This window comes from Salipiger marinus, from assembly GCF_035481585.1.
Classification (GTDB): domain Bacteria; phylum Pseudomonadota; class Alphaproteobacteria; order Rhodobacterales; family Rhodobacteraceae; genus Salipiger; species Salipiger marinus.
Window position 1 is genome coordinate 181,208 of the sequence record NZ_JAYKSL010000002.1, and the last position, 18,476, is coordinate 199,683.

17 protein-coding genes and 1 riboswitch are annotated in these 18,476 nt (G+C 65.2%); of the genes, 9 read left to right on the forward strand and 8 right to left on the reverse strand.

What is annotated here, in order from left to right; all coding sequences use genetic code 11:
* The first annotated feature begins 80 nt into the window (after positions 1 to 80).
* A complete protein-coding gene (locus VK682_RS04045) occupies positions 81 to 1,115 on the forward strand; it encodes a DUF475 domain-containing protein (RefSeq protein WP_230796098.1) in 1,035 nt (344 codons plus the stop codon).
* 104 nt (positions 1,116 to 1,219) lie between these two features.
* Positions 1,220 to 2,410: a metallochaperone AztD gene (locus VK682_RS04050; protein WP_230796097.1), complete on the forward strand. Its 1,191-nt coding sequence runs from the start codon at positions 1,220 to 1,222 to the stop codon at positions 2,408 to 2,410.
* Positions 2,411 to 2,427: 17 nt separating this feature from the next.
* On the opposite strand, the gene VK682_RS04055 is transcribed toward VK682_RS04050, so the two are convergent.
* The 4 genes from VK682_RS04055 to VK682_RS04070 form a co-directional block, all read right to left on the reverse strand.
* Positions 2,428 to 3,186 (reverse strand): SDR family NAD(P)-dependent oxidoreductase, encoded by a 759-nt coding sequence (locus VK682_RS04055; protein ID WP_230796096.1) that lies wholly within the window; start codon positions 3,184 to 3,186, stop codon positions 2,428 to 2,430.
* Between the two features lie 22 nt (positions 3,187 to 3,208).
* Entirely contained in the window at positions 3,209 to 4,531 is a 1,323-nt protein-coding gene (locus tag VK682_RS04060) for a TRAP transporter large permease (protein ID WP_230796094.1), read from the reverse strand.
* A complete protein-coding gene (locus tag VK682_RS04065; RefSeq protein ID WP_230796092.1) occupies positions 4,524 to 5,009 on the reverse strand; it encodes a TRAP transporter small permease in 486 nt (161 codons plus the stop codon). Before VK682_RS04065 ends, VK682_RS04060 begins: the two co-directional genes overlap by 8 nt.
* A 78-nt stretch (positions 5,010 to 5,087) precedes the next feature.
* Complete coding sequence (locus VK682_RS04070) at positions 5,088 to 6,092, reverse strand: DctP family TRAP transporter solute-binding subunit (protein WP_230796091.1); 1,005 nt, start codon at positions 6,090 to 6,092, stop codon at positions 5,088 to 5,090.
* A gap of 189 nt (positions 6,093 to 6,281) precedes the next feature.
* On the opposite strand from VK682_RS04070, the gene VK682_RS04075 reads away from it, so the two are divergent.
* The 7 genes from VK682_RS04075 to VK682_RS04105 all read left to right on the forward strand — a co-directional run bounded on the left by VK682_RS04075 (position 6,282) and on the right by VK682_RS04105 (position 14,230).
* Positions 6,282 to 7,088, forward strand: coding sequence for an IclR family transcriptional regulator (locus VK682_RS04075; RefSeq protein WP_230796090.1), 807 nt, complete (start codon positions 6,282 to 6,284; stop codon positions 7,086 to 7,088).
* 10 nt (positions 7,089 to 7,098) lie between these two features.
* Positions 7,099 to 8,268 carry an acetyl-CoA acetyltransferase gene (locus VK682_RS04080; protein ID WP_230796089.1) on the forward strand — a complete coding sequence of 390 codons (1,170 nt, stop codon included), beginning with the start codon at positions 7,099 to 7,101 and terminating at the stop codon, positions 8,266 to 8,268.
* Positions 8,265 to 9,869 (forward strand): acyl-CoA synthetase, encoded by a 1,605-nt coding sequence (locus tag VK682_RS04085; protein ID WP_230796088.1) that lies wholly within the window; start codon positions 8,265 to 8,267, stop codon positions 9,867 to 9,869. Before VK682_RS04080 ends, VK682_RS04085 begins: the two co-directional genes overlap by 4 nt.
* A complete protein-coding gene (locus tag VK682_RS04090; RefSeq protein ID WP_230796087.1) occupies positions 9,866 to 10,708 on the forward strand; it encodes a PPC domain-containing DNA-binding protein in 843 nt (280 codons plus the stop codon). Before VK682_RS04085 ends, VK682_RS04090 begins: the two co-directional genes overlap by 4 nt.
* Before the next feature lie 243 nt (positions 10,709 to 10,951).
* On the forward strand, positions 10,952 to 12,187 hold the full coding sequence (locus VK682_RS04095) for an aromatic ring-hydroxylating oxygenase subunit alpha (RefSeq protein WP_089845104.1): 1,236 nt from the start codon (positions 10,952 to 10,954) through the stop codon (positions 12,185 to 12,187).
* On the forward strand, positions 12,184 to 13,266 hold the full coding sequence (locus VK682_RS04100) for an FAD-binding oxidoreductase (protein WP_089845106.1): 1,083 nt from the start codon (positions 12,184 to 12,186) through the stop codon (positions 13,264 to 13,266). Before VK682_RS04095 ends, VK682_RS04100 begins: the two co-directional genes overlap by 4 nt.
* Before the next feature lie 442 nt (positions 13,267 to 13,708).
* On the forward strand, positions 13,709 to 14,230 hold the full coding sequence (locus tag VK682_RS04105) for a GNAT family N-acetyltransferase (protein WP_230796387.1): 522 nt from the start codon (positions 13,709 to 13,711) through the stop codon (positions 14,228 to 14,230).
* A gap of 88 nt (positions 14,231 to 14,318) precedes the next feature.
* Here VK682_RS04105 and nrdF read toward each other — a convergent pair whose 3' ends face one another.
* From nrdF to nrdH, 4 genes are read right to left on the reverse strand one after another with little or no spacing between them, the layout of a single operon-like run.
* Positions 14,319 to 15,296, reverse strand: coding sequence for a class 1b ribonucleoside-diphosphate reductase subunit beta (nrdF, locus tag VK682_RS04110; RefSeq protein ID WP_089845110.1), 978 nt, complete (start codon positions 15,294 to 15,296; stop codon positions 14,319 to 14,321).
* Between the two features lie 39 nt (positions 15,297 to 15,335).
* Entirely contained in the window at positions 15,336 to 17,441 is a 2,106-nt protein-coding gene (gene nrdE, locus VK682_RS04115; protein ID WP_324781517.1) for a class 1b ribonucleoside-diphosphate reductase subunit alpha, read from the reverse strand.
* A 44-nt stretch (positions 17,442 to 17,485) separates the two neighbouring features.
* The gene (gene nrdI / locus VK682_RS04120) at positions 17,486 to 17,902 is read right to left on the reverse strand and encodes a class Ib ribonucleoside-diphosphate reductase assembly flavoprotein NrdI (RefSeq protein ID WP_089845112.1); all 417 of its coding nucleotides are present in this window, start codon (positions 17,900 to 17,902) and stop codon (positions 17,486 to 17,488) included.
* 4 nt (positions 17,903 to 17,906) lie between these two features.
* Positions 17,907 to 18,128 (reverse strand): glutaredoxin-like protein NrdH, encoded by a 222-nt coding sequence (gene nrdH / locus VK682_RS04125; protein WP_089845114.1) that lies wholly within the window; start codon positions 18,126 to 18,128, stop codon positions 17,907 to 17,909.
* A 116-nt stretch (positions 18,129 to 18,244) separates the two neighbouring features.
* Positions 18,245 to 18,438: riboswitch (cobalamin riboswitch) on the reverse strand.
* Positions 18,439 to 18,476 lie beyond the last annotated feature (38 nt).

Genomic DNA, 18,476 nt, shown 5'->3' on the forward strand with positions numbered 1-18,476 from the left:
GCATCTTCGCTTCCCCGCCCGGGGCCTATAGGCAGCACGGGCGGGCCGATCGGCTGCGCCGGATCATCAGGGACATACGCATGAGCACCGCACTGCATTATTTCAAATGGGCCTTTCTGGTCACGCTGGCCGGGCTGGCGGGCAGCTTCTGGCTGGGCTGGTCCTTTGGCGGCACGCTGGGATCGGCGCTGTCCTTCCTGCTGATCGGCACGGTGCTGGCGGTGCTGGAGATCTCGCTGAGCTTCGACAATGCCATCGTCAACGCCAACAAGCTCAAGACCATGACGCCGGTCTGGCAGCAGCGCTTTCTGACATGGGGCATCCTGATCGCGGTGTTCGGCATGCGCATCGTCTTTCCGCTGGCGGTGGTGGCGGTGGCCGCACAGGTCGGGCCGCTGCAGGCGCTGCGGCTGGCTGCGACCGAACCGCAGGAATATGCCCGGCTGATGAATGAAAGCCATCTGTCCATCGCGGCCTTTGGCGGTGCCTTCCTGATGATGGTGGCGCTGTCGTTCTTTGTGGACGAGGGCAAGGAGGTGGACTGGATCGCGCGGATCGAACGCCGGATGCGGTCCATGGGCACCATCAAGGGCGTGACCTATGGTCTGGTGCTGCTGATCGTGCTGGCCTTCGGCAGCCAGCTCAGCGTGCCGGATCAGGCGACCTTCTACACCGCCGCGATCCTTGGGCTGGTGGTGTTCATGGGCGTCGACACGCTGAGCCACATCTTGGACGCGGAGCCCGAGGTGCAGAGTGCGGCGCGCGCGGGCGGCTTGGGCGCGTTTCTGTATCTGGAGGTGCTGGATGCCTCTTTCAGCTTTGACGGGGTGATCGGAGCCTTCGCGCTGACGCAGAACCTGTTCCTGATCGCCATCGGGCTGGGCATCGGGGCGATGTATGTGCGCTCCATGACCATCATGCTGGTCGACCGCCGCACCCTGTCGGAGTTCCGCTTTCTGGAACATGGCGCGTTTTATTCGATCCTTGCGCTGGCGGTCATCATGTTCGCGCAAAGCGTGGTGCATGTGCCCGAGGTGGTGACCGGGCTGCTGGGGGCCACGATCATCGTGCTGTCGCTGGTCTCCTCGATCCGCTTCAACCGCCGCGCGGCCTGACCGCGATTTGCCCGGCCCGGGGGCGACCCCGGGCCGGGCATGGCTTGACCGCTCGGCGGGTGCATGGTTGATACGTTATATCATAACGAATCACGGAGACCTCCATGCCCAAGCGCCCCCTTCCCGCCGTCCTGCTGCTGCTGGCGCTGGCCAGCACCGCCGCAGCCGACGAGGATCACAGCGTTTTCCGCGTCTTTGTCGGGGATCATGCCGCGCCGCGCGTCACCGCCTTTGATCTGGCGGCGCCAGACATCCGCTGGCAGTTCGACATCACCGGACAGGCCAAGCTTTACCCGCTGGCCGGGGGCGCCGTGGTTGCCGCCGTGCAGTCCGATGACGACGCGGTGCAGTTCCTGCACAGCGGCATCACGCTGGAAAACCACGGCGATCATTCCGATCTGGAGATCGGCGAGCCCGCGCCCTTGGGCGCACCCCTGACCGGGCCGCGGCCCTTTCACGTGGTCAGCCATGACGGGCAGAGCTTCATCAACTTTGACCGGGGCGGCTATGCCGCGATCCTTGACGAGGCCGAGCTGAGCGAAGGCCGGATCGACCCCGTCCAGTTCCAGCAGGCCCGCGCCCATCACGGCTTTGTCGCAGCCCTTGGGGAGGTGCTGGTCAGCACCGTCGCCGCCGAGGCGGAGGACGCGCCGCGTCTGGGGCTGCAGGCTTTCAGCGCCGATGGCACACCTGCGGGCGATCTTGCCCCCTGCACCGGCATCCATGGCGAGGCGTTTTCCGGCGCCTATCTGGCGGCGGGCTGCAAGGAGGGCGTGCTGACCGCGCGGGCGGAGGGCGGCAGCGTCGCCTATGACATGCTGGATTACCCCGCCGATTTCCCCGAAGGCACCACCGGCACCCTGCTGGGCGGGCGGGTGCTGCAGCTGTTTCTGGGCAACCACGGCGCCGACGGGCTGGTGGTGATCGACCCCGCGTCAGAGCCGCATCTGCGCCGCATCGCCCTGCCCTTCCGCCGGGTGGATTTTGCGCTGGACCCGAAGCTTCCGACCACCGGCTGGGTGCTGACCGAGGATGGCAGCCTGCACCGCATCGACCTGCTCGCCGCCAAGATCACCGGCAGCGCCAAGGTCACCGGCCCCTATTCCATGGACGGGCACTGGAACGACCCGCGCCCGCGGCTGGCGCTGGCGGGGGACGAGGTGCTGCTGACCGACCCTCAGGCCGGGCTGCTGCGCCGCATCTCTGCCGCCACGCTTCAGGAGTCCGGCACCATCGCGCTGGAGGGCCTGCCCTATAACCTGACCGTGGTGGGCGGCAGCGGGCTGTCGCACTAAGCCTTGCGGGGGGCGGGTTACTGCCCCGTCCGCAGCGCGGGCAGGCCGACGCCGGTGGACTGGAACCCCCCGTCCGAGGCGATGGTCTGCCCCGTCACGTAGCTGGCCTTGTCCGAGCACAGGAAGACGATGACCGACGCGATCTCGTCTTCGGACCCATACCGGTTGAGCGGGATGGCATCGTGATAGGCGGCGCGGATTTCGGGCGTGTGCACCGCCAGCGCCAGCTTGGTGTTCACCGGCCCCGGCGCCACGCAATTGGCGCGGATGCCGTATTCGCCCAGTTCCGCCGCCTGCTGCATGGTCAGATGGATCACCGCCGCCTTGGAGGTGCCATAGGCCACCCGCAGCGTCGAGGCGCGCAGGCCGGAGATCGAGGCGATGTTGACGATGGCGCCGCGCGTGGCGCGCAGATGCGGGATCGCGGCCTGCGTGCACAGGAACACGCCGTCCAGATTGGTGTCCATCACCCGGCGCCAGCGGGCAAAGGTGGTGTCCTCGATCGGGCCGAAATCCGCGACGCCGGCATTGTTGACCAGCGCGTCGATGCGGCCCAGCTCGCGGGCGCAATGCTCCATCATCTGCGCGACCTGATCGGGCTGCGACACGTCGCAGGGCACGGGGACCGCGCCTTGCAGCCCCTCTGCCGCCTCGGCCAGCGCCTCGGCGTCGCGGTCGACCATCGCGACGCGGCGGCCTTCGGCAAGAAACTGGCGGGCGGTGGCAAGGCCGATGCCGCGTGCGGCGCCGGTGACGATGGCGGTTTTCTGGGTCATGTCAGGGTCTTTCAGCAAGGGATCACTGCGGCGCGCCCAGCACACCAAGCGACAGCTGCGGGAAAAGCCCGATCACCGCCAGCCCGATGAGCGAGACGACAAGGAACGGCAGAGCCCCCCGCGCCACCCGTTCGATGGGCAGGCGGGTGACATTGGCCGCGACGTAAAGGTTGATGCCCACGGGCGGGGTGATGAGCCCGATGGCAAGGTTGACCATGACCAGCACGCCGAACCACACCGGGTTCCAGCCCAGTTCATGCACCACCGGCATGAAGATCGGCAGCGAGATGAACATCACCGTCACCGCATCCATGAACATGCCCGCCACCAGCAGGATCAGCATGATGACCAGCAGGATCACCCCCTGATTTTCGCTGAGCCCCAGCAGCGCGCTGGAATAGCTGCCGATCAGATCCTCGACCGTGACGACCCAGCCGAAGAGGCTGGCATAGGCCACCACCAGCATCACCGTGGCCGAAGACGCGGCGGCATCCGACAGGCTGTCATAAAGCCCGCGCAGCGTCAGGGTGCGATAGGCAAGCCCGCCCACCAGCAGCGCATAGACGGTGGCGACCAGCGCCGCCTCGGTCGGGGTGAAGACGCCGGAATAGATGCCGCCCAGAATGACCACCGGCGTCATCAGCCCCCAGAAACTGTCGCGGAACGACAGCCACAGCCGCGCCCCGTAGGGCCGGTCGGCATAGGGCATCGGGCTCAGCGCCTCCAGCGCCGGGCTGCGGCGGGGTTTGGCGAAGGGCAGCGTCAGCAGCATCATCAGGCCCATGAACAGGCCCGGCAGGATCGCCGCCAGAAACAGCTGCGAAATCGAGGTTTCCGCGATCACGCCATAGATCACCAGCCCGATCGAGGGCGGGATGACGATGGACAGCGCCGCCCCGGTGCAGACCAGACCCGCCGCATAGGCGCGGGAATAGCCGTCCTCCTCCATGCCCTTGATGATCATGGGGCCGATGGCCGCGACAGAGGCCGGGCCCGATCCGCTGACCGCGCCCCAGAACAGGCAGACCACGGTGCCCACCACGCCCATGCCGCCGGGGGTGGCGCCGATCAGCACCCGGAAGAACCGGATCATGCGTTCGGCAATGCCAAGCGAGCCCATCAGCGCGCCGGCAAGGATGAAGAAGGGGATGGCCAGAAGCGAGAATTTGGTGATGCCGGTGGCGATCAGGTCGCCCGCCAGTTCCAGCCCGAAGCCGATCTGCCACATGGCGTAAAGCGCCGACAGGCCCAGCGAAAAGGCGACCGGCACCCGCAGGGCGATCAGCACGAAGAACAGGATCACCATTTCGGTGCCCGCAGGCAGGCCGGGGATCAGGTCATACATCGGGGATCCCCTCGGAGGCCGTGCCACGCAGCATTTCGACCGCATGCTGCAGGTAGCGCACCAGCACCAGCGCAAAGCCGAAAGGCACCGCCGCCTGATAATACCACGCCGGAATCCCCAGCGCATAGGACCGCATGCCATTGTCCATGAGATTGGTCACCGCCTGCCACGAATACCACGCCGACAGGCCCAGCAGCAGCGCGGTCAGCAGCAGCGACAGGCCGAAGACCACCCGCTGCAGCGGGCGCGGCAGCAGGTCATGCACCAGCGTCACCGCCAGATGCTCGCCGCGCCGCGCCGCGATGGCCGCCCCGAACACGGTCAGCAGCAGAAAGCCGTTGGTCAGCAGTTCCTCTGACGCGGCCAGCGAATAATGCGTGCCGTAGCGCACCACCACATTGGCAAAGCCAAGGAACGTCATGGCCAGAAAGAGCACCGCACAGATGATCTTTTCGGCCTCGCGCAGGATGAAGGACATGGATCCCCTCGCGGGTCAGGCCAGAATCAGGACAGCGGCAGGGCCGGGCACCCGCAGGGCACCCGGCTGTCGCGTGGTTCAGTTCGCGCTGTCGATGGCGCTCTGGAAGGCCTGCACCAGTTCGGGGCCGACCTTTTCCGCCCAAGTGTCGAAGGCGGGCTGGGTGGCTTCCTTGAACACGGCCAGTTCCTCGGCGCTGGGTTCATAGACTTCCATGCCCTTCTCGCGCAGGAATTCGATCCCCGAGGCGGTCGCCTCGCGCGAGATGTCGCGCTGGTATTTCATCGCCTCGACCGCGGCGGTCTTCAGCTTGTCCTGCATCTCGGCATCGTAGCTGTCCCATTTCTGCTGGCTGATGCCGATGAAGATGGGATCATAGGAATAATGCCATGTCGTGAGGTATTTCTGCACCTCATAGACCTGCTGCGGGATGATCACCGCGCCGATGGGGTTTTCCTGCCCGTCGACCACGCCCTGCTGCAGCGCGGTCATGGTTTCGGTCCACTGCATCTGCTGCGGGTTGGCGCCAAGCGCGTTCATCACGTCGATATACATGGGGCCCGCCACCCGCATGTTCAGGCCCTTCATGTCTTCGGGGCTCTGCACCGGGCGGACGTTGTTGGTCACTTCACGGAAGCCGTTTTCGCCCCATGCCAGCACCACGATGCCCTTGCCCTTCAGGATCTCCGCCAGCATCTCGCCGGGGGCGCCCTGCGTGGTGGCATCGACCTGCTCATAATCGGAATAAAGGTAGGGCAGCGAGAACACCGCCATTTCAGGCACCAGCGGCGTCACGTTGATCGCAGAGGTCACCACCAGATCCAGCGCGCCCCGGCCCACCATTTCCGCCTGACGCATCTGGTCGCCGCCTGCAAGCTGGGCATTCGGGAAGACGCGCACGGTGGTCTCGCCGCCGGTCGCCTCGGACAGCAGTTCGGCGAACTTGTCGGCGCCCTTCTGCCATGTGGTGGTGTCGCCGGTATTGTGCGACAGGCGCAGGGTTTCTGCCGCAGCGCCCCCCACCAGAACCGCGCTTGCCAGCACCGTCGCCAGCGCCGTCATGCCAAATCTTGCAAAGGTCATGTCTTCCTCCCTGATCTCCGGCCCCGTCCGGCCGACATGGCGCCACCTCCCGCGGCGCGCTGTGATCCACATAATGGAACAGTTTTATTTTCACGGACAAGAAGAACTTGCAATATTCCGCAAGAAACAAAAAATAGGCAGCAACAAACGGGAACGTGTGGAAAAGGGAACGTGGCGCTGGTCCAGCATATGGAACATAGCAAACCGGAGGCGCCAGAGGGCGCGCAGACGGTGGACCGGGCGCTGGCGCTTCTGGGGCTGGTCGGTCGGCACTCCGCCGACGGCGCGAGCCTTGGCGCGCTGGTGGCCGAAAGCGGGCTGAACAAACCCACCGTGCGCCGCCTGCTGCTGGCGCTGATGCGGGGCGGCATGGTCGAACAGAACGCCACCACTCGGCGCTATTTTCTGGGGGAGGAGGCCTATATCCTTGGCACCTTCGCCGCGCACCGCCATGGCCTGCTGGAAATTGCCGCCGAAACCCTGACCCGGCTGGCGCGCGACACCGGCGACGCGGCCTTCCTGTCGGTGCGGCGCGGCTGGTCGTCGCTCTGCCTGCATCGCGAGGAAGGCAGCTACCCGATCCGCACCTTTGCGCTGATGACCGGGCGGCTGCATCCGCTGGGGGTGGGGGCGGGATCGCTGGCCATGCTCGCCGCCCTGCCCGATGCCGAGGTTGACGCGGCGCTGGCTGCCAATGCCCCGGAACTTGCCACCGATTTTCCCGACCTGAGCCCGGATCTGATCCGCGGCCATGTCGCCACCACCCGCGCGGCGGGCCATGCGCTTAATCCCGGGCTGATCTATCCCGACAGCTGGGGCCTGGGCATCGCGCTGCGCCGCCCCGATGGCACGCTGGCGGGCGCGCTGTCCATTGCCGCCATCGAAAGCCGCATGGCAGAGCCGCGACGCAGCGATCTGGTGGCGAAACTGCGCGCCGCGGCGCAGGCTGTCGAAACACCGCTGGCGCAGCTTTACGCCGCGCGCACCCGCATCTGAGGAGGACATGATGACCGAAGCACAGATCGTCGGCTGGGGGCACACCGCCTTTGGCAAATCCGACCTGCCCGACACCGAATCGCTGATGGCCGCCGCCGTGGCGGAGGCGCTGGACCATGCCGGCATCACCCCCGAGGATGTGGATGGCCTGTTCGTGGGCGTGTTCAACAACGGCTTTTCCCGGCAGGATTTTCAGGCAGGGCTGGTGGCCATGGGCGACGACCGCTTCGCCCATACCCCCGCCACGCGCTATGAAAACGCCTGCGCCACCGGGTCGGCGGCGCTGCATGGTGCGCTGGATTTCATCGCGGCGGGCCGGGGCCGCATCGCGCTGGTGGTGGGCGCCGAGAAGATGACCGCCACCCCCACGCCAGAGGTGGGCGACATCCTGCTGGGCGCCAGCTACCGCAAGGAAGAGGCAGAGATCGACGGCGGCTTTGCCGGGCTTTTCGGGCAGATCGCGGGCAGCTATTTCCAGCGCTATGGCGACCGCTCCGAAGAGCTGGCGATGATCGCCGCCAAGAACCATTCCAACGGCATGGAAAACCCGCTTGCGCATATGCGCAAGGATTTTGGCGCGGCCTTCTGCAACACCGTGTCCGAAAAGAATCCGCTGGTCGCCGGGCCGCTGCGCCGCACCGACTGTTCGCTGGTCTCTGACGGGGCTGCGGCGCTGGTGCTGGCCGATCCCGACACGGCGGCAGAAATGCGCCGCGCCATCGCCTTTCGCGCCCGCACACAGGCCAACGAGATCATGGCCCTGTCGCGCCGCGACGTGCTGGAATTTGCGGGCGCGCGGCGGGCATGGGCGCAGGCGCTGGACCATGCCGGGCTGACGCTGGACGATCTGTCGCTGGTGGAAACCCATGACTGCTTCACCATCGCCGAACTGCTGGAATACGAGGCGATGGGGCTTGCAGACCCCGGTCAGGGCGGGCGCGTGATCCGCGAGGGCATCACCGCCAAGGACGGGCGGCTGCCGGTCAATGCCTCGGGCGGGCTGAAATCCAAGGGCCACCCGATTGGCGCCACGGGTGTGTCCATGCATGTCATGGCCGCGATGCAGCTGACCGGCGAGGCGGGGGGCATGCAGATCCCCGGCGCGCGGCTCGCAGGCGTGTTCAACATGGGCGGGGCGGCGGTGGCCAATTACGTCTCCATTCTGGAGCGGGTGAAATGACCATCGACCTGAGCCAAGGCATTCTCCCGGTCTCGACCCGGGTGATGAACCTGTCGCAGTTCCTGACCGACAGCGCGCGGCGGCATCCGCAGCAGGTGGGCTTTGTCTGGGGCGACAGGACGTGGTCCTGGGCCGAGATGGAGGCGCGTTCGGCGGCTTTTGCGGTGGTGCTGCGCGACCGTTACGGCCTGCGCAAGGGCGACCGGCTGCTGGTGCAGTCGGCCAACAACAACCAGATGTTTGAGGCGATGTTCGCCTGCTGGCGGATCGGCGCGGTCTGGGTGCCCGCCAATTACCGCCAGTCCCCCGAAGAGATCGCGTATCTGGCGCGCAGTTCCGGCGCCAAGGGGCTGCTCTGCGGGGCGGAATTCCCCGACCACGCGCGGGCCTGCGACGGCGTGGGCTTCACCATCCTGATCGGCGGCTCGGACGAGGCCAGCTATGACGCGCTGGTGGAGGCGCATCTGGGACAAAGCTGCGAGCCGGTGGCGGTCTGGCGCGACGATCCCTGCTGGTTCTTCTTCACCTCCGGCACCACCGGCAAGCCCAAGGCGGCGGTGCTGACCCATGGCCAGATGGCCTTTGTCGTGACCAACCATCTGTGCGACCTGATGCCCGGCACCGGGCCCGAGGATGCCTCGGTCGTGGTGGCGCCGCTGAGCCATGGCGCGGGGATCCACCAGCTTGCGCAGGTGGCGCATGGGGTCAAGACCATCCTGCCCGCCGGAGCCCGCTTCGATCCCGCCGAGATCTGGGGGCTGGTGGAAAAATGGCGGGTCACCAACCTCTTTACCGTGCCCACCATCGTCAAGCTGCTGGTGGAACACCCCTCTGTCACCGAACACGATCATTCCAGCCTGCGCTACATGATCTATGCCGGGGCGCCGATGTATCGCGCCGACCAGATCCGCGCGCTGCAGGTGCTGGGGCCGAAGCTGGTGCAGTATTTCGGTCTGGGCGAGGTGACCGGAAACATCACCGTGCTGCCGCCCGTGCATCACTCGGTGGAGGATGCGTCCATGCGCATCGGCAGCTGCGGCTTTGCCCGCACCGGCATGATGGTGCAGATTCAGGATCCGCAGGGCCGCGCCCTGCCCGCGTTCGAGACCGGCGAGATTGCGGTGATCGGCCCCGCCGTCTTTGCGGGCTATTTCGACAATCCCGAGGCCAATGCCAAAAGCTTCCGCGACGGCTGGTTCCTGACCGGCGATCTGGGCCATATGGATGCGGAAGGCTTCGTCTATCTGACCGGGCGCGCCTCTGACATGTATATCTCGGGCGGCTCCAACATCTATCCGCGCGAGATCGAGGAGAAAATCCTCGCCCATCCCGACATTTCCGAAGTGGCGGTGCTGGGCGTGCCCGATCCGGTCTGGGGGGAAATCGGCGTGGCGGTCTGCGTCGCGCGCCCCGGCGCCATGATGCAGCCCGAACTGCTGCTGGCATGGCTCGAATCCCGGCTGGCCCGCTACAAGATGCCGAAACATGTGGTGTTCTGGCCGGAAATGCCGAAATCCGCCTATGGCAAGATCACCAAGAAGCTGATCCGCGAGGAACTGACCACGCGCGGCGATCTGGATCCGGCGGTGCCCGCGCAATGACGGCGCCGCGCGTGCTGCGCCATCCCGGCCCGCAGGCCGCGATCCGCCATGCCGCCCTGCCCTGCCACGCCCATCCGGTGACGCTGCGGCTGGACCCGGGCCTGCCCTTCGATCAGGCGGTGACGCGGGCCTTTGCGGCGGCGGGATTTGCGGCGGGCTATCTGCGGCTTTGCGATCTGCGCTTTGCCCGGCTCGCCTGGGTCATGCCCGCGCCTGCCCCCGGCGATGGCCGCGCCGCGTGGTATTCCGCAACCGAGGTGTTTCAGGACGCGGTGCTGCATCAGGGCGGCCTGCATCTGGGCCAGCGCGACGGCGCGCCGTTCTTGCATTGCCACGGCGTCTGGTCCGGGCCGGAGGGTGTGCCGCGCATGGGCCATCTGCTGAACCCCGAAAGCACGCTTGCGACAGCGGCGGAGGTAACGGGCTGGGGGCTTTCCGGCGCCCGGCTGGAGGTGTCGCCCGACCCCGAAACCGGCTTTTCCCTGTTCAGCCCCCGCGCGGAAGGTTTGGCCGACCCCGGGGGCGCCCCTGCCCTGCTGTGCACGCTGCGGCCCAACAGCGACCCCCACGCGCTGCTGCCGCAGATCGCAGCACAGCACGGGGTTTCCGCCGCAAGGATCGAGGGCCTTGGCAGTCTGGTCGGCGTCAGCTTCACCGAAGGCCGGATCGCCGATTACGCCACAGAACTGCTGCTGACCAAAGGCGCGCTGGATCAGGGCCGCGCCACGCTTGAGGCCGTGGCCACCGGCTTTGACGGGCATCCCCATGCCGGGCGGCTGGCCGAGGGGCGCAACCGCATCTGCATCACTGCCGAACTGCTGATCCTGCCGCAGGTCTGATCCCGACAGGGCAGAGGTCTGTTTCGTTTGGTGCAGTGTCGCAATCGGCACGCGGAATCGACCCCATGACGGTATGGTGACGGCAAGATCGGGCGCGGCAAAAGGCTGGCCATCGGCCACCGTGTCCCGACCGCCTGTCCCACCGCCACGGGCGGGACGGCGTCGGCAGGATTCCTGACGGGGCCGCTTCTGTCCGGGGCTTCAGCCTCACCCGGGAAACCCTCCCGGCATCGGAGTTCGGCCATGGAAGCTGACGCCAAAGCCCTGTCCCTGTTGCACCGGCGCAAGCCCGGTCATGCGCTCGATCAGGCGTTCTACTGCGATCCCGACATCTTTGCGCTGGATATGGCGCGCATTTTCCAGACGGACTGGCTGTTCGTCGCGCCCGCCTGCACCATGCCAAAGCCCGGATCCTACATCACCCACCGCGTCGGCGGTTACGGGCTGATCCTCGTGCGGGGACGCGATCAGCAAATCCGCGCCTTTCACAACAGCTGCCGCCATCGCGGCTCGATCCTGTGCAAGGGCGCTGCGGGCCATGTGGCCAAGCTGGTCTGCCCCTATCACCAGTGGACCTATGAACTGGACGGCAAGCTGCTCTGGGCCCGCGACATGGGGCCGGAATTCGACCCCTCCGCCCATGGGCTGAAGACCGTGCACTGCCGCGAAGTCGCGGGGCTCGTCTATATCTGCCTTGCCGACCATGCGCCGGATTTTGACGCCTTCGCGGCCATGGCCGCCCCCTATCTGGCCCCGCATGACCTGAACGATGCCAAGGTCGCCTATCAGTCCACCATCGTGGAAAAGGGCAACTGGAAGCTGGTCTGGGAAAACAACCGCGAATGTTATCACTGCGCGGGCAACCACCCCTCGCTCTGCCGCACCTATCCCGAGGATCCGACCATCACCGGCGTGAAGGCCGATGGCAGCTTCCCTCCCAAGGTCGAGGAGCATTTTTCGCGGCTGGAAGCGGTGGGGGCGCCGTCGCGCTTCCGCATCTCGGCGGACGGGCAATACCGGCTGGCGCGGATGCCGCTGCTGGACGGGGTGCAGAGCTACACCATGGACGGCAAGATCGCCGCGACCAAACGTCTGGGCCGGGTGCCCTATCTGGATGCCGGATCGCTGATGAAGTTCCACTACCCCACCACGTGGAACCACTTCCTGTCCGATCATTCCATCACCTTCCGCGTCACGCCGCTGTCGCCCACCGAAACCGAGGTGCAGACCACATGGCTCGTGCACAAGGACGCGGTCGAGGGCGTGGATTACGACCTGCAGCGCCTGACCGAGGTCTGGATCGCCACCAATGACGAGGACCGCCGCGTGGTCGAAGACAACCAGATGGGCATCAATTCGCCCGCCTACGAACCCGGACCCTATTCGGCGATCCACGAAGACGGCGTGCTGCAGTTCGTCGACTGGTATTGCACCACGCTGCAGCACCGCCTGACACCGGCGCGGATGGCGGCGGAATGACCGTTCCCCTGCCCCTGCCCGGGGCCGCGGTGCGCTACTGGGATGCGACCGAGATGCTGGAATGCGTCTCGGTCATCCCCGAAGCGCCGGACGTGGCCACCTTCTGCTTCGTGGCGCCTTCGGGCGCGCTCTTTGCCTATCTGCCCGGACAGTTCGTGACGCTGGAACTGCCAGTGCCGGGCGGTCCGCTCTACCGGACCTATACCATCTCCTCCTCGCCCTCGCGGCCGCTGTCGATCACGGTGACGGTGAAAGCGCAGAAGGGATCCATCGGCACGCGCTGGATGCTGGACACCCTGCGCCCGGGAATGCGCATCCGCGCCACCGGGCCCTTGGGCAGCTTCACCTCGCATCACCATCCGGCAGAGAAATACCTGTTCATCTCGGCGGGGTCGGGCATCACGCCGATGATGTCGATGACGACCTACATGTATGATCTGGGCCGGATCCCGGATGTGGTCTTCATCAACTGCGCCCGCCGCCCGTCGGACATCGTGTTCCGCGAACGGCTGGAACATATCGCCAGCCGGGTCGACGGCATCAAGCTGCGCTGGGTGGTGGAGGATTCCGACCGTTACCAGCCATGGACCGGCTATCAGGGCTTTCTGAACCAGCTGATGCTGGGTCTCATGGCGCCCGACTATCTGGAGCGCGAGGTGTTCTGCTGCGGGCCGGAGCCGTTCATGCAGGCGGTGCGCGACGCGCTGACCGGGCTTGGCTATGACATGGCCCGCTACCATCAGGAAAGCTTCCACCCCTCGCTGGCGGAAGAGCAGGCCGAACCCACCGCCGATGACGTGGTGCCCGATGACGCCGCAAAGGCAGAGGTGGAATTCAGCCTGTCCGGCGTCACGCAAAGCTGCACCGAAGGCGACACCATCCTTGCCACCGCCCGCGCGGCGGGGCTGAACATCCCCTCGGGCTGCACCTTCGGCGTCTGCGGCACCTGCCGCATCCGCAAGCTGTCGGGGCAGGTTCACATGGTCCATAACGGCGGCATCACCGACGAGGACATCGAGGACGGCTATATCCTTGCCTGCTGTTCCCAGCCCATGGGCCGGGTCGAGGTCGAGGCCTGACCCAGAAAGGCGGGGGATTTTCCCCCGCCCTTTCAGAAAAGGGCGCAGCCTGAAGCGCCCAAGCTTAGCGGCACGACGCCATATTGAACAGAAACTCCCGAAGAGGTCTTCGGGAGCTTTCTGGGTCGAACGTCAGTTAAGCGGACTTTGCTGCCGCTCGTTACAGAAGCTTCACTTGTTCAGATTCCGGCTGCCGGGTAGGTGATGGTTATGATGGATCGCGACAACACAATTGTTTCAGGCCATAAAAACGGCCTCGGTATGAACGGCGCCGGGTAAACCAGTCGCCGCCCGGCGTCGCGAGGTGTGGACTGCGACGGCCACCATCATGAATATCCGCGCCTGTTTCACCATCATGCCTCGCAGCATGCTTTTGCATGTGCGTGGATCAGGTCCGAATAAGACCACGCCAAAGGCGCTGGCCATGCAACGATGATGGACCATGAACAACACCCACACCCTCCTTCGCCCCTATAATGAGGCCGAAATTGAAGACCTGCGCCAACTGGAGCGCGCAGCGCATCGGCGCTACCTGTCACTGAAAGAATACGAAAAATTTGCCACTACCCCTGCAATCAATCCCGAACGTTTCAGGACTGGGATGACAAGGGTGGCGGAGTATGCCGGACACCGAGCAGGCTACATCATCGTGCAGCCGCTTGATGACATGCTGTATATCGCAAGCCTTATGGTCGATGACGGGATGTCAGGGAAAGGCATCGGGCAAAGATTACTTATGTGGGCAGAGGAATATGCTTCTGCCACTGGAGCTTCAGGGACTTGTCTGGCTACCTTTCGTGTCCCGAGGTGGAATGCCCCTTGGTATAGGAAACTCGGATATGCCGAAATGCCTGAAGGGCGGATCGGGCCGAACCTACAGGCCATCCTCGATCGCCATGCAACGTTCCTGGACATGACAACCCGGACCGCCATGTGGAAGCCGACAGGCGCTTGCCCCGAGTGACGGGTAAGGGCTCTCAGCTGACATTTCCATGCTGCACGATCAACTGCAAGCGGCGGGGGATTTTCCCCCGCCTTTCTGTTTCGAGGGATCAGAAATCCCAGTCTTCGTCTTCGGTGGCCACCGCCTTGCCGATGACATAGGACGACCCGCTGCCCGAGAAGAAATCGTGGTTCTCGTCGGCATTGGGGCTGAGCGCGGCCATGATCGCGGGGTTCACCCGGCACAGCTCGTCCGGGAACAGCCCCTCGAAGCCCAGATTCTGCAGCGCCTTGTTGGCGTTGTAATGCAGGAAGTTCTTCACGTCCTCGGTCAGGCCCAGCGGATCATACAGGCTTTCGGTGTAGCGGCTTTCGATCTCGTAAAGATCGAACAGCAGCGCAAAGGCGAAATCCTTGATCTCGGCGCGCTCGGCCTCGGTCAGACGCTCCATGGCGCGCTGGAACTTGTAGCCGATGTAATAGCCATGCACCGCCTCGTCGCGGATGATGAGCCGGATCAGGTCGGCGGTGTTGGTCAGCCGGGCGCGGCTTGACCAGTGCATCGGCAGGTAGAAGCCCGAATAGAACAGGAAGCTTTCCAGAAACACGCTGGCCACCTTGCGGCGCAGCGGGTTGGCGGTGGCGTCGTATTCGTCAAGGATCAGCCGCGACTTGCGCTGCAGATGCGGGTTCTCCTCGGACCAGCGGAAGGCCTCGTCCACCTCGCGGGTGGAGCAGAGCGTGGAGAAGATCGACGAATAGCTGCGCGCATGCACCGCCTCCATGAAGGCGATGTTGGTCAGCACCGCCTCTTCATGCGGGGTGACGGCATCGGCCATCAGCGCGGGCGCGCCGACGCTGTTCTGGATGGTGTCGAGCAGCGTCAGCCCGGTGAAGACGCGGATGGTCAGCGTCTGCTCCTGTTCGGTCAGATGCGACCAGCTCTGGATGTCGTTCGACAGCGGCATCTTTTCCGGCAGCCAGAAATTCACCGTCAGGCGGTTCCAGATCTCCAGATCCTTGTCGTCCTGCAGGCGGTTCCAGTTGATGGCGCGGGGCACGGCGCGGTGCGGGGCAAGATCTTTCATGCGGGGCCTCCGATGGGGCGCAAAACAGGGGTCACGGGATTACAGCGAACAGGACACGCAGCCCTGTACCTCGGTGCCTTCAAGGGCCATCTGGCGCAGGCGGATGTAGTAGATGGTCTTGACGCCCTTCTTCCACGCATGGATCTGCGCGCGGTTGATGTCGCGGGTGCTGGCGGTGTCCTTGAAGAACAGCGTCAGCGACAGGCCCTGATCCACATGCTCGGTCGCCGCCGCATAGGTGTCGATGATCGGTTCGGGGCCGATCTCGTAGGCGTCGCGGTAATATTCAAGATTGTCGTTGGTCATGTAGGGCGCGGGGTAATAGACCCGGCCGATCTTGCCTTCCTTGCGGATCTCGATCTTGGAGGTGATCGGGTGGATCGAGGCGGTGGCATAGTTGATGTAGCTGATCGACCCGGTGGGCGGCACCGCCTGCAGGTTGCGGTTCCACAGCCCGTCGCGCATCACGTCCTCTTTCAGCGCGGCCCAGTCCTGACGGGTGGGCACATGCACGCCGAAACGGTCGAACACGGCTTTGACGGCCTCGGTCTCGGGCAGCCAGTCGCGCGTGGTGTATTTGTCGAAGAAGCTGCCATCGGCATAGCGCGAGGCGGCAAAGCCCTTGAAGCTGGCGCCGCGTTCGCGGGCCAGCGCGTTCGACGCGCGCAGGCAGTGGAACAGCACGGTGGCAAAGTAGATGCTGGTGAAGTCGATGCCTTCGGCGCTGCCATACTGGATGCGCTCGCGCGCCAGAAAGCCGTGCAGGTTCATCTGCCCCAGCCCGATGGCATGGCTTTCGTCATTGCCGCGCCGGATCGAGGGCACGGAATCGATCGCCGACATTTCCGACACGGCGTTGAGCGCGCGCACCGCCGCCTCGACCGTGGCCCCCAGATCGCCGCCATCCATGGCCTTGGCGATGTTGAGCGAACCAAGGTTGCAGGAAATGTCGGTGCCCATATGGCTGTAGCTGAGATCGTCGTTGAATTCCGATGCCTCGTTCACCTGCAGGATCTCGGAACACAGGTTGGACATGCTGATGCGCCCGGCCACCGGATTGGCGCGGTTCACCGTGTCCTCGAACATGATGTAGGGATAGCCGCTTTCGAACTGGATCTCGGCCAGCGTCTGGAAGAAGGCGCGGGCATTGATCTTTTTCTTGCGGATCTTCGGGTTGTCGACCATCGCGTGATACTGCTCGGTCACCGAGATTTCCGACAGCGGCTTGCCATAGACCCGCGCCACGTCATGCGGCGAGAACAGATACATGTCCTCGTTTTTCTTGGCCAGTTCGAAGGTGATGTCGGGGATGACCACGCCAAGGCTCAGCGTCTTGATGCGGATTTTCTCGTCGGCATTTTCGCGCTTGGTGTCCAGAAAACGCAGGATATCGGGATGGTGGGCGTTCAGATAGACCGCCCCCGCCCCCTGCCGCGCGCCCAGCTGGTTGGCATAGCTGAAGGAATCCTCCAGCAGCTTCATGATGGGAATGACGCCGGAGGACTGGTTTTCGATGCCCTTGATCGGGGCGCCATGTTCGCGGATGTTGGTCAGCATCAGGGCCACGCCGCCGCCGCGCTTCGACAGCTGCAGGGCGGAGTTGATGCCGCGCCCGATGGATTCCATGTTGTCCTCAAGCCGCAGCAGGAAGCAGGAGATCAGCTCGCCGCGCTGCGCCTTGCCGGCATTGAGGAAGGTGGGCGTGGCGGGCTGGAAACGGCCTGCCAGCATTTCGGTCATCAGCTGCATGGCAAGCGCGCGGTCGCCCCGCGCCAGCGCCAGCGCCACCATCACCACGCGGTCCTCGAACCGCTCCAGATAGCGTTTGCCGTCGCGCGTTTTCAGCGTGTAGCTGGTGTAATACTTGAATGCGCCAAGGAAGGTCGGGAAGCGGAATTTCTGCGCGAAGGCCGCGCGCCAGATCTCGGCGATGAAGGCCTCGTCATACTGCTCCAGCACGGCGGGCTCGTAATAGCCCTCCTCCACCAGATAGCGCAGCTTTTCCTCCAGCGAATGGAAGAAGACGGTGTTCTGGTTGACATGCGTCAGGAAGTACTGACGCGCCGCCATCCGGTCGGCGTCAAAGCGGATCTTGCCGTGCTCGTCATAGAGGTTGAGCATGGCGTTCAGCGCGTGGTGGTCCATGCCCTGCCATTCGGCGGGCACAGCCTTGGCGGGCGCGGCTGTCGTCAGATCACGGTCGAGAGTTGCGCTTTCCAAAACCTGTCCAATCCTTCTGTGACGCGGGCGAGGTCGGTCTCTGATCCCGCCAGTTCGAAACGATAAAGCACGGGGACGGCGCATTTCTGCGCCACCACATCACCCGCAAGGGCGAAGGTTGTCCCGAAATTGCGGTTGCCCGCGGCGATAACGCCGCGCAGCTTCTGGCGGCGGTCCGGGTCGTTCAGGAACCGGATCACCTGTTTTGGCACCGCGCCCCGCCCTTCGCCATCGGCATAGGTGGGCAGGACCAGCACGAAGGGCTGCGAGGGGGCGGGCATGGGGTCGCCGGGCGAAATGGGGATCCGCGCGGCGGCGATCCCCAGCCGGGTCACGAAGCGGTGGGTGTTGCCCGACCGCGAGGAGTAATAGACCAGCCCGCCCATGCGCTCAGCTGAGCGCGCCGATCTTGTCGGGACGGAAGCCCGCCCAATGGTCGTCTCCGGCCATGACCACGGGGGCCTGCCGGTAGCCCAGTTCGGTGACGCGGGCCAGCGCCTGCGCATCCTCGGTCAGGTCGACCAGTTCGAACTCCAGCCCGCGGGCGGCCAGCGCCCGGGTGGTGGCGGTGCATTGCACGCAGGCGGGCTTGGAATAGACGATGATGGTCATGGCGGTCTCCGCAGGGTCAGGTGTCAGGTCGGTCTGGGCCCGAACGGCGGAGACGCAGGCAGGCGCGGCTTTTGGAGGCCACGCTTTTGCCGCACGTTCCGGACCCGCCGTCCGGAGTGATTTCAGCGTCTTGGCAGGTCTCCTGACTTGCAGCTCGGACACCGGGCCAGCCTTCCCGGCCCATGGGCCAGTGACGTGTTCGGCCGCGGTTCGCTGCTCACAGTTGCGGGGGCAGTGCCGGACTGGATTGCTCGCACCGGCTTCCCATTTTCACCCGCGAGTCACGGGCACCAAGACAACTGCATATTGATAGCATGCGGGTGCTGACGTCAATATCTGGCGTGAGCA

Bases quoted from the DNA above. Each gene is read 5' to 3' on its own strand.
- VK682_RS04060 (WP_230796094.1), bottom strand. From the start codon at position 4,531: ATGTATGACCTGATCCCCGGCCTGCCTGCGGGCACCGAAATGGTGATC.
- nrdI (WP_089845112.1), bottom strand. From the start codon at position 17,902: ATGGGCGGGCTGGTCTATTACTCCTCGCGGTCGGGCAACACCCACCGC.
- VK682_RS04085 (WP_230796088.1), top strand. From the start codon at position 8,265: ATGACCATCGACCTGAGCCAAGGCATTCTCCCGGTCTCGACCCGGGTG.
- nrdH (WP_089845114.1), bottom strand. From the start codon at position 18,128: ATGACCATCATCGTCTATTCCAAGCCCGCCTGCGTGCAATGCACCGCC.
- VK682_RS04080 (WP_230796089.1), top strand. From the start codon at position 7,099: ATGACCGAAGCACAGATCGTCGGCTGGGGGCACACCGCCTTTGGCAAA.
- VK682_RS04070 (WP_230796091.1), bottom strand. From the start codon at position 6,092: ATGACCTTTGCAAGATTTGGCATGACGGCGCTGGCGACGGTGCTGGCA.
- VK682_RS04090 (WP_230796087.1), top strand. From the start codon at position 9,866: ATGACGGCGCCGCGCGTGCTGCGCCATCCCGGCCCGCAGGCCGCGATC.
- VK682_RS04050 (WP_230796097.1), top strand. From the start codon at position 1,220: ATGCCCAAGCGCCCCCTTCCCGCCGTCCTGCTGCTGCTGGCGCTGGCC.
- VK682_RS04100 (WP_089845106.1), top strand. From the start codon at position 12,184: ATGACCGTTCCCCTGCCCCTGCCCGGGGCCGCGGTGCGCTACTGGGAT.
- nrdE (WP_324781517.1), bottom strand. From the start codon at position 17,441: ATGGACCACCACGCGCTGAACGCCATGCTCAACCTCTATGACGAGCAC.
- VK682_RS04105 (WP_230796387.1), top strand. From the start codon at position 13,709: ATGAACAACACCCACACCCTCCTTCGCCCCTATAATGAGGCCGAAATT.
- nrdF (WP_089845110.1), bottom strand. From the start codon at position 15,296: ATGAAAGATCTTGCCCCGCACCGCGCCGTGCCCCGCGCCATCAACTGG.
- VK682_RS04075 (WP_230796090.1), top strand. From the start codon at position 6,282: ATGGAACATAGCAAACCGGAGGCGCCAGAGGGCGCGCAGACGGTGGAC.
- VK682_RS04045 (WP_230796098.1), top strand. From the start codon at position 81: ATGAGCACCGCACTGCATTATTTCAAATGGGCCTTTCTGGTCACGCTG.
- VK682_RS04055 (WP_230796096.1), bottom strand. From the start codon at position 3,186: ATGACCCAGAAAACCGCCATCGTCACCGGCGCCGCACGCGGCATCGGC.
- VK682_RS04095 (WP_089845104.1), top strand. From the start codon at position 10,952: ATGGAAGCTGACGCCAAAGCCCTGTCCCTGTTGCACCGGCGCAAGCCC.
- VK682_RS04065 (WP_230796092.1), bottom strand. From the start codon at position 5,009: ATGTCCTTCATCCTGCGCGAGGCCGAAAAGATCATCTGTGCGGTGCTC.